This is a genomic window from Acinetobacter sp. YH12138 (assembly GCF_015218525.1).
Classification (GTDB): domain Bacteria; phylum Pseudomonadota; class Gammaproteobacteria; order Pseudomonadales; family Moraxellaceae; genus Acinetobacter; species Acinetobacter amyesii.
The window spans coordinates 339882-353452 of sequence record NZ_CP048670.1; the positions used below are offsets into that span (position 1 = coordinate 339882).

A 13571-nucleotide genomic window follows, 5' to 3' on the forward strand; every position below is an offset into this window, starting at 1 on the left:
TACAAAGTTAAAAAACAGACTTTTAAAATGTTAAATTCGATTGCTCTTATACTTGAAAAATTAGGCTTATCCGCCCAAAAACGTGCCATTCATGTGCAATTTTCCAACCCTGCGTTGAATGATGAGCTTTTTATTCAACGTATTGATGGGGAGCATGTCTTAAACCAAGGCCTGCAAGCGACTTTGATTTGCCTATCTACTAATGCACTTATTCCATTAAAACAATTTATTGGCTCACAGGTCGCGGTTGATCAAGTGACTGATCAGGGCGAACTCTTCCGTACCACGGGTATTATTACAGAAGCCACCCAAGGCCAGAGTGACGGTTCACTCACGCTGTATAAACTCACTTTAGAAGATGCAACATCGCTGTGGCATAAGCGCCGCAACAGTCGTGTGTTTATGAACAAATCGGTGCGCGATGTCAGTGAAACTCTCTTTAAAGAATGGCAAAGCAAAAGTCCGCTCTTTGCTGCCAGTCTAACGCTAGATCTAAGCGGTTTAAGCCAAAACTATGATGTACGACCTTTCATCATGCAGTCGAATGAAAGCGATTATGACTTTTTAACGCGACTTTGGCGCAGTGAGGGTATCAACTGGCTCATCGATGAAGCACAGTTGAAAGTGCCGCATTCCTCAGCCCAAATTGAAAAACAAAAACTCCGCCTAATTGATGACAATAGCCAATATCAAGCACTCAGCCGTTGTAGTATCCGCTTTCATCGTTCTAGTGCCACAGAAAAACAAGACAGCATCACCAGCTTGATCGGTGAGCGTAGCATTCAGCCGACTGCGGTCCATGTACAGCGCTGGCAAGCCGATGGACTCAGCCAAGAAGAAGGCGCAGGTTCAGTTCAAAGTAAACATCAGCATAGCCAAAGCCAAGACAATGCCAGCTTAAGTTTGGAACAAGCATGGCATATCAGCCCTGCATGGATGCAAGATTTAAAAGGTGAAGATCAAGCCACTGCTTCATCCAACAGCCAAATTGAAAAACTGAATCAAAACCTAACGCGCTACCACGAGCTGCAATCTAAAAAATTCAATGCACAATCGACCGTGCGTGATACCCAAGTGGGTTATTGGTTTGAACTGAATGAACATCCAGAAATAGATCAACACAGCGGTGCAGACAAACAATTTTTAATCACAGAAAAGAAATTCTATAACCAAAATAACTTACCCAAAGACCTCACCGAACAAGTCAATCAACTGATTGAACAAAGTCAGTGGAACATTAAACCGATCCATGAACAGGCAGAGCGTCAGGCCAATCAGCTCACATTGCAACGCCGCAATATTTCGACTGTTCCTGAATATAACCCACTCGAACACCGTCCAAGCACCCATCCGCAACGTGCTAAAGTCGTTGGACCAAGCGGTGAAGAAATACATGTCGATGAATGGGGACGAATCAAAGTCCGCTTCTTATTTACCCGTGGAGATGACCACAGCCATGATGGCGGTGCAGGCAGCAATGACAATGACACGGACTCTGCATGGGTAGATGTACTGACTCCATGGGCAGGTGAAGGCTATGGCGCACGATTCTTACCGCGCATTAATGAAATCGTGGTGATCGATTTCTTTGACGGCAATATCGACCGACCATTTGTGGTGGGGCGTATACATGAAGCACAGCGCAGTCCAACCCAATTTGATAGTAACGGCAAACTGCCAGACACCAAAAAACTGGCTGGAATAAAAAGTAAGGAAGTACTAGGGGAAGGCTTTGGACAACTGCGCTTTGATGACACCACAGGACAAATCTCAACACAATTACAAAGTACCCATGGTGCCACTCAGCTCAACCTCGGTAACCTTAGTCATCCCAAAGAAACCGCAGAAAGTGCAGGGCGAGGTGAAGGCTTTGAACTGAGAACAGACCAATGGGGCGCAGTACGTGCAGGACAGGGGCTACTTGTCAGCACACACCCACAACAACAAGCAGCGGCAATGCACCTCGACGCACAAGCGGCGAAAGAACAAATCGAAGCCAACTTAAACAGCAGTAAAGCTTTAAGTGAAGTGGCGAAAAATCAACAAACTGACCCACTTGAAGTCTTAGATAATTTAAAAAACTTTCTTGGACAAATTGAAAAAGGCAGTAAAGAAAAGGCGGATGCCTTTAAACAAGCCTTAATGATTTTATCTGCACCAAACTCAATTGCTGTAAGTAGTCAGGAAGATATTCATCTTTCAGCAGATGGGCAGATCAGCCAAAGTGCGGGCGAGAGCATCAATATCAGCAGTCAAAAATCCGTAATTGCCCATGCACAAAGCAAGATCAGTCTATTTGCAGCACAAGAAGGATTACGTGCGTATGCGGGCAAAGGCAAAGTTGAAATCCAAGCTCAAGGAGATGGGATAGATCTGATTGCACGAAAAGGTATTCAAATTATTTCCACGGAAGATAAAGTTGAAATCAAAGCGAGCAAAAAAATCGTGCTGACAGCTGGTGGTAGCCAGATTGAGATTAGTAGTGCCGGTGTATTTCCAACAACTGCAGGGAAGTTTGAGGTGAAGGCGGGGCAGCATCAATTTTTAGCTGGGCAAAGTTCACACAATAATTTATTCACTTTGCCAAATTTAACAAATTTTACTTTAAAGAAAAAAGTTAAAAAAATTTATTGGAGTTATGGTGAAAACGAAAACCGTATTGGAGAATCTTCAAGATTTTATACTGATGTCAATTTACATATAGAAACTGAAAATTATGCAGATGGTGAAACTATTACTGTAAAAGTTAAAAATCCAGTGTATGAAAAAATTAGTAATCAAAATGAATTTTTAGAATTTCAAGCAACTATCAAAAATGGTACAGCAAAAATTAAAAATATTTTAAAAAATGAAAAATCATTAATTTTGAATGAAGAGTTACTTTAAATGGCTATCGAAGCAGAAGTAGACGGTGTTATATCAGAACCCTTAAAAGTTAATAGACCAAGATGGTCAGATATGTCTGTCAACTATCCAAACAATACTATTCAGAAAGAAACCTTGTATCCGCAAATCTCGAAAGCTTTGGGTAGAGAAATAAATAATGATGCCTATGCAAATACTTGTGCATTAAGAATGAGTGCTGGCTTAATACGATCAGGAGTACAACTACCGAGAGCACCATCTAAAGGAGGTACAATTATTGGTGACGATGGAAAGAATTATTGGATACGTGTCAGAGATTTAAAAGCTTATTTATATACACTTTTTAAAAATCCAGATCTATCAGTAGTTTTACCAAAGCTTTCATCTATTAACCCATATGTGCCAGAAGAGTTAGATCACCGTTTAGATTTTGTAAGAAATAATATAATCGAAAAAATTAAAAATAAGAATGGAATTATTGTTTTTGAAGTAACTGGATGGCGTGATGCAACTGGTCATTTTACGTTATGGGAGGGAGGAGAAGATGGTAGGGGATTGCTCTACTCATCAATTGATCAAAATAATCCAGAATCAGCTGTATATTATTTTTGGATGGTTGCAACTGAAGTTAATAATGGCATAACACAAAAAGTGGATTTTTGGGAATTAAAATGAGATATATTATTTTATTTTTTTTGATTTTTAATGTAATTGAGGTTCAGGCTAAAACCTTATCTGATATTGAATCATTAAAAGCTTATACTTTGATGAAATGTTTGCAATATAATCAATCTGATTTAGTTTCAGGTAAAGATTTTTCTTATTATAGTTTTGAGTTTGTGAAAAATGAAAGATTGGAATTTGAGGAAATTCATCTAATAGATAATTATGTTTATGAGCGTGTAAAGAATTATCATAAAAATGAAATTTTTGTGAAAAATGATGTTTCTCCCAAAAAAGGTAATGATTTATTTTACCAATGCTATTTGTTTAGTCAGTCTAAAGATTTAAATAAAATAATAAAAAAAATATATTAATTAGTTTTTTAATATATTTTTTATGCGAAGGGAGAGATTTTTTTTCGTAACAAAGCCAATCTATATAAATAGAATTTTGTTTGGCTTGTTTGTGTTATAAAAAATCAGATATTTTTTCTTGAATGTAATTAGAATTTGATTTTTTTAACATTTAAACTTATTTTTTAATTATGAAAAATTATCTTTTAATTTTTGTTTTTCTTAATCTTTTTGGCTGTATGTCGAAGATAAAAATAAATCCTGATTATTTGAAACCCGCTTTTTTAAATAAATACTATGTAGATTCAATTAAAATTGAAGATATTAATATTTTAGATATAGATTTTTTTATAAACCTTCCAAGTAATTCTGGTCTTGTTATCACGATAGAGGGAGAGCCTCCATTTGATAGAAATGTAATAAAGATACAAGGAACCCCAAAGGTTGAAGGTAATTATCAAATTGAAATTAAAGGTGAGTTTAGAGGAGGAGTTATGGATGGTGTGACTGATTTTAATAAAAAGTATGATTTAGTGATTAACTCTAAATAGTTTTTAATACGATAAAAATAAACCCGCACTAAGCGGGTTTATTTTTATCTCAAAAGAGATTACAAGTTCGGGTACTAATTACATGTTAGGGTAATTAGGACCACCCCCACCCTCAGGTGTTACCCAAGTAATGTTTTGAGAAGGATCTTTGATGTCACACGTCTTACAGTGCACACAGTTTGCCGCGTTAATTTGGAAACGCTTAGAACCGTCATTCTCTTCCATAATTTCATAAACACCGGCAGGGCAGTAGCGCTGAGCAGGCTCATCCCATTTTGGTAAGTTCACATTTACAGGAATAGAAGCATCTGTCAATTTCAAGTGAGCAGGTTGGTTCTCTTCATGTACCGTATTTGATACGAATACTGAAGACAAACGGTCAAATGTAATTTTACCATCTGGTTTTGGATAATTCGGTTTGAAGTTCGCAGCATCGACAGTTTTTAAAGCGCTGAAGTCGGGCTGTAAGTCATGCAGCGTGAACGGCACTTTAAAGATGTTTTGATCAACAAAGTTGAACGCACCACCCATCCATTGACCAAACTTATGCATAGCAGGGCCGAAGTTACGAGAGTTATATAACTCTTCTTTCAACCAACTGTTGTTAAACTTGTCAGTATACGCAGTTAACTCTTTAGTGAAGAAGTCTTCACCTTCAGTCACACGTGCAATGGCAAGGTCACCACCTTTTTCCACACCCGCAGCAATCGCTTCAAATACAGCTTCACCGCACAGCATGCCTGATTTCATTGCTGTATGAGAGCCTTTGATTTTTGCAAAGTTTAGGAAACCTGCGTCATCACCAATTAAGCTACCACCTGGGAAAGTGAATTTAGGTAGTGAGTTGAAGCCACCTTTTACAACTGCACGTGCGCCATAAGAAATACGTTTACCACCCTCAAGATATTGCTTGATCAGTGGATGTGTTTTCCAGCGCTGCATTTCCATAAATGGATACATGTGTGGATTGGTGTATGACAAGTCAACGATCATACCTAATGTCACTTGGTTGTTTTCAGCGTGGTATAACCACCAACCGCCTGAAGAACCTGTTTCACTTAAAGGCCAACCTGCACCGTGCATCACCAAACCTGGTTTGTGCTTAGCAGGATCGATTTCCCAAAGTTCTTTAATACCAATACCGTAATGTTGCGGATCAGCATCTTTATCTAAGTTGAACTGAGCAATCAGACGTTTACCTAAGTGACCACGACAGCCTTCAGCAAATAATGTGTATTTGGCATGAAGTTCATAGCCAGGAGTAAAGTTATGCGTTGGTTCGCCATCTTTACCAATGCCCATGTCACCAGTCTGAATACCTTTCACAGTACCATCTTCATGGTAAAGGATTTCAGATGCTGCAAAGCCTGGGAAAATAGACACTTCTAATTCTTCAGCTTTAGCACCCAACCAACGAACAACGTTACCTAACGAAATAACATAGTTGCCATCGTTATGCATGGTTTTAGGCACCATCCAATGCGGTGCTTCTTGTGATTTTTCATCAGACAATAAGAAATAGGTTTTGTCTTCAGTGACAGGCACATTTAAAGGCGCACCTTGTTCTTTCCAGTCTGGGAACAATTCATTCATTGCGCGAGGTTCAAGCACAGCACCGGATAGAATATGCGCACCCACTTCGGAGCCCTTTTCCACGACACAAACGGACAGATCGTTTAGGTTATTTTCAATTGCAAGTTGACGAATTTTAATCGCAGCAGATAGGCCGGCAGGACCTGCACCGACGATAACTACGTCAAACTCCATCGATTCACGTTCGATGTGTTCCATGTAGGACTCCTCATATTTCGGAAGGTGGCATCCATTCAATTCATTTAAATGGTGCTGCCATGAGTGTTCTTAATGCCCAGACACAATTTTTCTATCGTGTCTTTGATATTGTGGGCTAGTATAGTTTTAAACCGAGTTCTAGCCAATTGGCTGAATCATATTATTTTTCCGTCACTAAGGTATTTATTAGGCGGATGAAGCAGCAATTGAACGAAAACCCGACGAAAAAATTTATTAATAGGGATGATAGAAATTTAATGAACATTGCACAATACTTAAAAGATGGACAGTCCGGTCACAAAAGGTCAATCCCTCCATTAGATCAATGGCATCCAAAGCATTGTGGTGCAATGGATTTGAAGGTTTTAGCCAATGGAGAATGGTGGCACGATGGTCAATTGATCAAGCGGCAAGCACTCATTGATCTGTTCTCAACCGTGCTTTGGAAAGAAGATGGGAAATTCTATTTAAAAACCCCTGTGGAACAAATTGAAATACAGGTGGAAGATGAGCCTTTATTTGTTAATCAAGTCGATACGCTTGAGCTAGAAAACAAGCGCTATATCCAGTTTACGACCACAACACAAGACGTGATTGTTGTGGATGATGAACATCCTATTTTTATGCGTGAATATCAAGGTGAATTGCGCCCCTATGTACATGTGCGTTTTGGAATTAATGCACTGATCCAGCGTGCCGCATTCTTTCATTTGGTTGAGATGGGTGAACTGCTTGAAAATGAAAAAGGTGAATCCATTTTAGTGTTACAAAGTGGTGATTTGCGCTTGCAATTAGGCACCTGAGGTTTAAGCTTTCCACCTTGTCATTCTGAACAATATATAAGTGACCCTATGACCGCCATTCACCCCATTTACCCACTGGATGTACCCATGCCGAAAGCTGGCGCAGATGCACCGATCGGTTTATTTGATTCGGGGATTGGTGGCTTATCTGTGGCTTTAGAAATTGCGCGCTACTTGCCAAATGAACGCATTGTGTATTATGCCGATACTGCACATGTACCCTATGGGCCACGTGATGATCAAAATATACGTGAGTTGACTGCACATGCCATAGAGTGGTTATACCGCCAAGGCTGTAAAGTCGCGGTAGTGGCATGTAACACGGCATCGGCATTTAGTTTGGATTATTTGCGTGAACACTACGGTGAGAACTTTCCGATTATTGGATTAGTTCCTGCCTTAAAACCTGCTGTATTACAGACCAAAAGTAAAACAGTGGCTGTTCTTGCAACGCCTGCGACTTTTCGTGGAAAGTTGATTAAAGATGTGATGCATCGTTTTGCTGAACCTGCAGGGGTGCAAGTTTTGTCAGTGACCAGTCTGGAATTGGTGCCCTTTGTTGAAGCAGGTGCACAAATGACTGAGCCTTGCCTGCAGACATTAACCGAGATATTACAGCCAGTTGTAGATGCCGGTGCAGATTATTTAGTGCTTGGATGTACGCATTACCCCTTCCTAAAATCGGCAATTCAGTATATTTTTGGTCAGAAGCTGACATTAATTGACTCAGGTTTTGCAGTTGCACGACAAACAGCCCGAATTTTGATTAAAAATGAGTTATTATTTGATCAGAAAAGAGAAAATTGTTTACGTATAGAATGCTATGTCAGTGGCAATAATGCGGAAAATTTAAAACCGGTTGTGGCGCGCCTGATTCAAGATGATATTTCTTGGAACATTGCCAACATCGGACTTATAAGTTCAGAAGACTAAATCAGTCATTTTGGACAACGTTAAATGAAAAAATTAGTTTTTTATTGGGGTAGTCATGTCGCATTTTCCAGCTAAGATCAATTCGATGCTGAGTGCGTTATGCAGCGGGAGAGGATCACTAATGCTCGATAAGCGTTATCAAGTATTCATTTCCACATCTGGTAGCGAAATGCAGCCAGAACGGATCATTTTGGCTCAGACGCTTGTAGGAATGGGGTTTTTCTCATGGGGGCTAGAACAACGCACACCATTGAGCACTGCTTTTGCACGTCGTCAAATTGACGATTGTGACTATGTGATGATTTTATTGGGCAGTCAATACGGTGAGCAGTCTGTGTCTGGTGTGGGCTATATGCACCTTGAATACATCTATGCGGTGACCAAGCAAAAACCTGTCATTGTGTTTATGCATGATGATCCAGATTCACGTGATGATGCCTTACATGATGCTAAACCTGAACTCCGTGAAAAATTTAAAGAATTTAGAAAACTATTACAAAATGAAGTTGATCAAGTTTTTACCTATCGTAGTTTGCGTGATTTAGAAATGGCAGTTCGATTGAACATGCCACAAATGCTAGAACGCTATCCTGTTACAGGTTGGGTGCGACCACAGAATACTCAAGCTTTACATGATGAAATTGATCGTTTAAAAGCCCAGTTAGTTCAACTCGAAACAGAGTCTGGAAAACGCGAAGTTGATCCGTTCTTATCTTTACCAAAAGTGTCGATGCATGAACTATTTTCATTTGAATACCGCATGCACGCTTATCAAGATGGTAATTTCAAAGAATTAAAAGTACAGAAGAAAATGACGTGGGCGCAGCTCTTGTCGATTTTAGGCGCAACCTTTGTTAATCCAACCCCTGAAGAATTCTTCTCTAAACGAATGAATGAGTTTTTGAATGAAACAGGTTTGGATGATGCACGTATTGAGATGCCACGTGCACATGCGGTTGCGCGGGCACAAGTGAATATTCGTGCTTTACACAGTATTAAAAGCCAGATGCGGCAGAATGACTGGATTGTGCCCAATGGCCGAGATGACCGTCAGCGGATGTTGTGGCAAGTGACCAGTAAAGGTCAAAAATTACTAGAAAGTAATTTGCTTGATAATGATCGAGTTTTTCAATTTAAATCTGCATATTAATCTATTTTATTAAATGGATAAAAAGCTGCTACATTAGCGTCATTCAAATTGATGGAAAAAGCGTAATGTTGCCTGTCGAGAAAGCTAAAGTCACCATTATTCTGGCGAATCTAGGTACGCCTGATGCGCCAACTGTGCCCGCAGTGCGTCGTTTTCTGCAACAGTTTTTGTCGGATCAGCGTGTCATTGAAATTCCAAAACCGATTTGGCAATTGATTTTGCGTTTGTTCATTTTGCCATTTCGACCAAAGCGTGTGGCGCATGCCTATGAAATGGTTTGGGGCAATGATTCGCCTATGCGTGAAATATTGTTGGCGCAAGTTGACGCTGTAAAAGCACATTTAACTCAAGCGTATCCAGAATTTGAACTGAAGGTGGTTCCTGCCATGACCTATGGCAATCCAGGCATTCAAGCAGCTTTAGATCAATTGGCACAGCAGCCACAAGACCACATCGTCCTGTTTCCACTATTCCCACAATATTCAGCAACATCGACTGCACCGCTATATGATGCGATCGCACAATGGATTCCGCAGCAACGTAATTTACCGGGTCTGAGCATTATTCGTGACTATTACCAGCATCCTGTGTTTATACAGGCCTTGGCGCAAAGTGTGCGTGATTATCAAGCTAAACATGGTGTACCAGATAAATTATTGATGTCATTCCACGGTATTCCACAGCCTTATGCCGATAAAGGTGATCCCTATGCAGATCGTTGCCGTGTGACTGGGCATTTGGTTGCAAAAGCCTTGGGTTTAAATGAAGATCAATATGAAATCAGTTTCCAATCGCGTTTTGGTAAGCAAGAGTGGGTGAAGCCTTATACCGATGCCACCTTAGAAGCATGGGGGCAACAAGGTGTCCAATCGGTTCAAGTGATGAGCCCAGCATTTTCAGCGGATTGTTTGGAAACGCTAGAAGAGTTGGCGCTGCAAAATGCTGAAACTTTCCAAGCTGCAGGCGGTGGTGAATATGGCTATATTCCCGCTTTAAACGCGCGGGATGATCATGTCGCATTGCTCAATTTATTACTTCAAGCTAATCTTGATGCCTTAAAGCAAACATTAGCCCATTCATCGCCTTGAGGTTTTCACCCTATGTTGCAAGTTAAAATCGTACCCGTCACGGCATTTCAACAAAACTGTTCCATTGTTTGGGACTCTGAGTCGAAAGAAGCGGTCTTGATTGATGCAGGGGGAGAGCCGGAAAAATTAAAAGCCGAAGTTGAAGCGCTCGGTTTAACGGTCAAAGCCTTGTGGTTAACGCATGGCCATTTAGACCATGCGGGTGCGGTTGGGGCATTAACCCAAGCATGGAATGTTCCGGTGATTGGCCCGCATAAAGAAGATGCATTTTGGCTCGACATGATTCAAGACGTATCAGCCAAATATGGCTTTCCGATTCCTGAAAATGTCAATGTGACTCAGTGGTTAGAAGGTGGCGAAACACTGCGACTGGGTGAAGAAGAGTTTGAAGTACGTTTTGCACCGGGGCATACACCAGGCCACGTTATGTTCTATAACGCTAAATATGGTGTGTTATGGACGGGTGATGTTTTATTTAAAGGTTCTATCGGCCGTACTGACTTTCCGCGTGGCAATCATCAGCAGCTATTAGACTCGATTCAACGCGAATGCTTTAGTTTACCTGACGATACTCAGTTTATTTCTGGGCATGGGCCAATGAGTACCATTGGTTATGAAAAGCAGCACAATCCTTTTGTTGCGGGTAAAGCCGGTTAAGCAATATGCTTTAACTGGATTCGTTAAAATAAAAAAAGGTCTACTAAGTTAGACCTTTTTTTATATTTAAATCTGAGCTAAACGTATTTAGAACTGATCTTCTTCACGGCCACCATCAGCCTGAGGTGCATCTTGTGTCGGCAGACGATATTCATCATTGGCCCATGCACCGAGATCAATCAATTTACAACGATCTGAGCAAAACGGGCGATATTCATTATTTTCCCAAGTCGTCAATGCGCCGCAGCGTGGACAATTCATGGTGGTGGGCATGCTTAACTCCAGCAAAAACGGATGATTCAATTAGGCAAATACAGTCGCAGTTGTTAGACTTATGCCGTTCTGTTTAGTTTGATCTGTTTATGCCTATTCGTCAATTTCAAGCGCAGCGTATGCGAGCTCCCCGTGATTTTCAGCCGATTGATTCCACACCGATTTGTGTGGAAATTGGGGCTGGTAAAGGTAAACACGCATTATTATTTTCAGCCAATCACCCTGAATTTCAATTGATTGCTGTTGAGCGTACACGTGAAAAATTTGTTGCGATGCAAAAACAGCATAAAATTGAAGGGCAGCAAAATCTTAGCCCTGTTCATGCAGATGCGATTCCTTGGGTAGTACATGCCTTACATCCTGCGCAAGTACAGCAATTCTTTATTTTGTATCCAAACCCTGAACCGCATAATCCTGCACAGCGTTGGTTAAATATGCCGTTTTTTGAATTTCTATTGTCGCGTTTGCAGCCGGGTGGTCAGATTACCTTGGCGAGTAATATTCCTGAATATATTGAGGAAGCGCAGCAGCAGTTAATCGATGTTTGGAAGCTACCTTTTGTCAAAGAACACATTGCAGAGACTTCAGCACGTACACACTTTGAGATTAAATATCTAGAACGTGGTGAACTCTGTCAGCAGCTAATCATTACCAAGCCTGTAGATTACACCACACGTTTTGATGATTTTCAGCCACTACAAGGCAAGCAACCCACCGAAGCATCTGCGGAATAATTGGGCATGACTCAGCGTATTGCAATCATTGGGGCAGGTCCTGCGGGATTGATGGCGGCGGAAGTGCTTAGCCAATTTGACTATGACATTCATGTTTATGAGCAAAAACCATCGGCAGCCCGTAAATTTTTAATGGCTGGCAAGACGGGGCTGAATATTTCGCATGCAGAACCCATTGAACAATTTGTGCAGCGCTATGATCAAGTGGAATGGCTGAGTCCATGGGTTAAGCAGTGGGATGCAGCATGGATTCAACAATGGATGATGGGACTGGGTATTGAAACCTATATTGGTTCATCGGGTCGGGTATTTCCTATTGAAATGAAAGCTGCGCCTTTGCTGCGTTCATGGTTAAAACGTCTCAGTCTCGACGGGGTGCAGTTTCATTATCGACATCAAGTTTTGGACTTACAGTCCAATCAGCTGACGATTCAAAACCTTGTTGATGGATCAAATCAAGCGCTTGGCTTTGATGCGATTATTATGGCATGTGGGGCTGTGTCTTGGTCACGTTTAGGCAGTGATGGCGCATGGCAAAAATGGCTGCAGCCTGAGAGTATTGAAGCTTTTCAGGCCAGTAATGCCGGTGTGGAACGCGTTTGGTCGAAGTTCATGCAGCCCGTGTTTGGACAGCCTTTAAAGCGGGTCAATGCATGGGTCGAGCAAGCCGAGCCGACCCAAGGTGATATCATCATTTCACACTATGGACTGGAAAGTGGATTGATCTACAAACAAGGTCGAGCACTGCGTCAACAGGTGAACTCTGCTCAGCCCATGCAGCTGACTTTGGACTTATTGCCAGATCAAAGTGTTGAGCAATTGGCTAAGAAATTACAGCCTTCGAAAAAGCAATCTTTAACCAATGTTTGGCGTAAAGCCGGTTTAGATGTGGCGAAAGCTGCACTGGTCCGTGAACTGGTGGATAAATCTTTGTGGCATGAACCTGCCTTACTTGCTGCGAAAATTAAACACTTAGATATTCAACTTGATGGATTTCGCCCGATAGATGAGGCGATTAGCTGCGCGGGCGGTGTGAAGCGTTCAGTCCTAAATGATGGCTTACAATTGAAGAGCAATCCTTTTGTATTTGTCTGCGGAGAAATGTTGGATTGGGATGCGCCTACAGGAGGCTATTTGCTAACAGCATGCCTTGCAACCGGTCGAGCAGCGGGTGAAGGGGTTCAAAACTATCTGGTTTCTTTGCAGAGCTAAGCGCTTCAAATTGTCACAATCTTGCTGAGGAGTTGTGATATTTTGAGATGAAATTCTTCTAAGAAAGACCACTATGCGCGTACAAAAACAATATACCGGAAGCTGCTTGTGTGGAGCGGTTTGTTATGAGATCAATGGTCCGATCGGTGAGATCGTGCAATGTCATTGTTCTCGGTGCAGAAAAGCTAATGGCACGGCATTTGCGACCAATGCCCCGATTGCTAAAGCAGATTTCAAAATTGTGTCGGGTAAACAGGTATTGAAAAAGTTTTAATCTTCACCAACCACACAGCGTTGTTTTTGTAGTGAGTGTGGTTCGCCGATCATCAGTATAAAGGCTGAAACGCCGGATTATTACCGTCTACGAATAGGCACTTTAGACACGCCTCTGACGCAGAAACCGACCTGTCATATCTTTGTCGCATCCAAAGCAGAATGGGATGATATTGCAGGTGATTTACCACAATATGCTGAACGACCATAGCTTAAATCAAGATT

At 41.3% G+C, this 13571-nt stretch carries 13 protein-coding genes and 1 pseudogene; 12 read left to right on the forward strand and 2 right to left on the reverse strand.

From position 1 onward, the window contains the following. The first annotated feature begins 27 nt into the window (after nucleotides 1-27). From G0029_RS01600 to G0029_RS01615, 4 genes are all read left to right on the forward strand, one after another. Entirely contained in the window at nucleotides 28-2886 is a 2859-nt protein-coding gene (locus G0029_RS01600; protein WP_180106205.1) for a type VI secretion system Vgr family protein, read from the forward strand. Continuing rightward, a complete protein-coding gene (locus G0029_RS01605; protein ID WP_168377954.1) occupies nucleotides 2887-3540 on the forward strand; it encodes a type VI secretion system amidase effector protein Tae4 in 654 nt (217 codons plus the stop codon). Then, nucleotides 3537-3902 carry a hypothetical protein gene (locus G0029_RS01610; RefSeq protein ID WP_180109669.1) on the forward strand — a complete coding sequence of 122 codons (366 nt, stop codon included), beginning with the start codon at nucleotides 3537-3539 and terminating at the stop codon, nucleotides 3900-3902. The genes G0029_RS01605 and G0029_RS01610 overlap by 4 nt, the downstream gene beginning before the upstream one ends. 170 nt (nucleotides 3903-4072) lie before the next feature. Further along, the gene (locus tag G0029_RS01615) at nucleotides 4073-4432 is read left to right on the forward strand and encodes a hypothetical protein (protein WP_194087876.1); all 360 of its coding nucleotides are present in this window, start codon (nucleotides 4073-4075) and stop codon (nucleotides 4430-4432) included. Nucleotides 4433-4510: 78 nt separating this feature from the next. Here the strand turns inward: G0029_RS01615 and G0029_RS01620 are convergent, their stop codons facing one another. Next, complete coding sequence (locus tag G0029_RS01620; protein ID WP_180106211.1) at nucleotides 4511-6223, reverse strand: electron transfer flavoprotein-ubiquinone oxidoreductase; 1713 nt, start codon at nucleotides 6221-6223, stop codon at nucleotides 4511-4513. Between the two features lie 194 nt (nucleotides 6224-6417). Between G0029_RS01620 and G0029_RS01625 the strand changes: the two genes are divergently transcribed. The 5 genes from G0029_RS01625 to G0029_RS01645 all read left to right on the forward strand — a co-directional run bounded on the left by G0029_RS01625 (nucleotide 6418) and on the right by G0029_RS01645 (nucleotide 10854). Continuing rightward, on the forward strand, nucleotides 6418-7026 hold the full coding sequence (locus G0029_RS01625; protein ID WP_078192804.1) for a DUF1285 domain-containing protein: 609 nt from the start codon (nucleotides 6418-6420) through the stop codon (nucleotides 7024-7026). 48 nt (nucleotides 7027-7074) lie between these two features. Continuing rightward, nucleotides 7075-7959 (forward strand): glutamate racemase, encoded by an 885-nt coding sequence (murI, locus tag G0029_RS01630; RefSeq protein WP_180089039.1) that lies wholly within the window; start codon nucleotides 7075-7077, stop codon nucleotides 7957-7959. 121 nt (nucleotides 7960-8080) lie between these two features. Further along, nucleotides 8081-9109: a DUF4062 domain-containing protein gene (locus G0029_RS01635; protein WP_067764038.1), complete on the forward strand. Its 1029-nt coding sequence runs from the start codon at nucleotides 8081-8083 to the stop codon at nucleotides 9107-9109. A gap of 65 nt (nucleotides 9110-9174) precedes the next feature. Continuing rightward, nucleotides 9175-10197: a ferrochelatase gene (hemH, locus tag G0029_RS01640; protein ID WP_180109670.1), complete on the forward strand. Its 1023-nt coding sequence runs from the start codon at nucleotides 9175-9177 to the stop codon at nucleotides 10195-10197. A 12-nt stretch (nucleotides 10198-10209) separates the two neighbouring features. Then, entirely contained in the window at nucleotides 10210-10854 is a 645-nt protein-coding gene (locus G0029_RS01645; protein ID WP_180106216.1) for an MBL fold metallo-hydrolase, read from the forward strand. 87 nt (nucleotides 10855-10941) lie between these two features. Here the strand turns inward: G0029_RS01645 and G0029_RS01650 are convergent, their stop codons facing one another. Further along, nucleotides 10942-11127 (reverse strand): DNA gyrase inhibitor YacG, encoded by a 186-nt coding sequence (locus G0029_RS01650; protein WP_078189771.1) that lies wholly within the window; start codon nucleotides 11125-11127, stop codon nucleotides 10942-10944. A gap of 83 nt (nucleotides 11128-11210) precedes the next feature. On the opposite strand from G0029_RS01650, the gene G0029_RS01655 reads away from it, so the two are divergent. The 3 genes and pseudogenes from G0029_RS01655 to G0029_RS01665 all read left to right on the forward strand — a co-directional run bounded on the left by G0029_RS01655 (nucleotide 11211) and on the right by G0029_RS01665 (nucleotide 13557). After that, a complete protein-coding gene (locus tag G0029_RS01655; RefSeq protein WP_180106403.1) occupies nucleotides 11211-11861 on the forward strand; it encodes a DUF938 domain-containing protein in 651 nt (216 codons plus the stop codon). A 6-nt stretch (nucleotides 11862-11867) separates the two neighbouring features. Next, on the forward strand, nucleotides 11868-13073 hold the full coding sequence (locus tag G0029_RS01660; protein WP_180106218.1) for a TIGR03862 family flavoprotein: 1206 nt from the start codon (nucleotides 11868-11870) through the stop codon (nucleotides 13071-13073). A 73-nt stretch (nucleotides 13074-13146) separates the two neighbouring features. Beyond that, nucleotides 13147-13557 (forward strand): annotated as a pseudogene (locus G0029_RS01665) (GFA family protein). The last annotated feature ends 14 nt before the right edge of the window (nucleotides 13558-13571 follow it).

Excerpts from the sequence above, each read along its gene's own strand:
- G0029_RS01600 (WP_180106205.1), top strand. The coding sequence starts at position 28 with ATGTTAAATTCGATTGCTCTTATACTTGAAAAATTAGGCTTATCCGCC.
- G0029_RS01605 (WP_168377954.1), top strand. The coding sequence starts at position 2,887 with ATGGCTATCGAAGCAGAAGTAGACGGTGTTATATCAGAACCCTTAAAA.
- G0029_RS01610 (WP_180109669.1), top strand. The coding sequence starts at position 3,537 with ATGAGATATATTATTTTATTTTTTTTGATTTTTAATGTAATTGAGGTT.
- G0029_RS01615 (WP_194087876.1), top strand. The coding sequence starts at position 4,073 with ATGAAAAATTATCTTTTAATTTTTGTTTTTCTTAATCTTTTTGGCTGT.
- G0029_RS01620 (WP_180106211.1), bottom strand. The coding sequence starts at position 6,223 with ATGGAACACATCGAACGTGAATCGATGGAGTTTGACGTAGTTATCGTC.
- G0029_RS01625 (WP_078192804.1), top strand. The coding sequence starts at position 6,418 with ATGAAGCAGCAATTGAACGAAAACCCGACGAAAAAATTTATTAATAGG.
- murI (WP_180089039.1), top strand. The coding sequence starts at position 7,075 with ATGACCGCCATTCACCCCATTTACCCACTGGATGTACCCATGCCGAAA.
- G0029_RS01635 (WP_067764038.1), top strand. The coding sequence starts at position 8,081 with ATGCTCGATAAGCGTTATCAAGTATTCATTTCCACATCTGGTAGCGAA.
- hemH (WP_180109670.1), top strand. The coding sequence starts at position 9,175 with ATGTTGCCTGTCGAGAAAGCTAAAGTCACCATTATTCTGGCGAATCTA.
- G0029_RS01645 (WP_180106216.1), top strand. The coding sequence starts at position 10,210 with ATGTTGCAAGTTAAAATCGTACCCGTCACGGCATTTCAACAAAACTGT.
- G0029_RS01650 (WP_078189771.1), bottom strand. The coding sequence starts at position 11,127 with ATGCCCACCACCATGAATTGTCCACGCTGCGGCGCATTGACGACTTGG.
- G0029_RS01660 (WP_180106218.1), top strand. The coding sequence starts at position 11,868 with ATGACTCAGCGTATTGCAATCATTGGGGCAGGTCCTGCGGGATTGATG.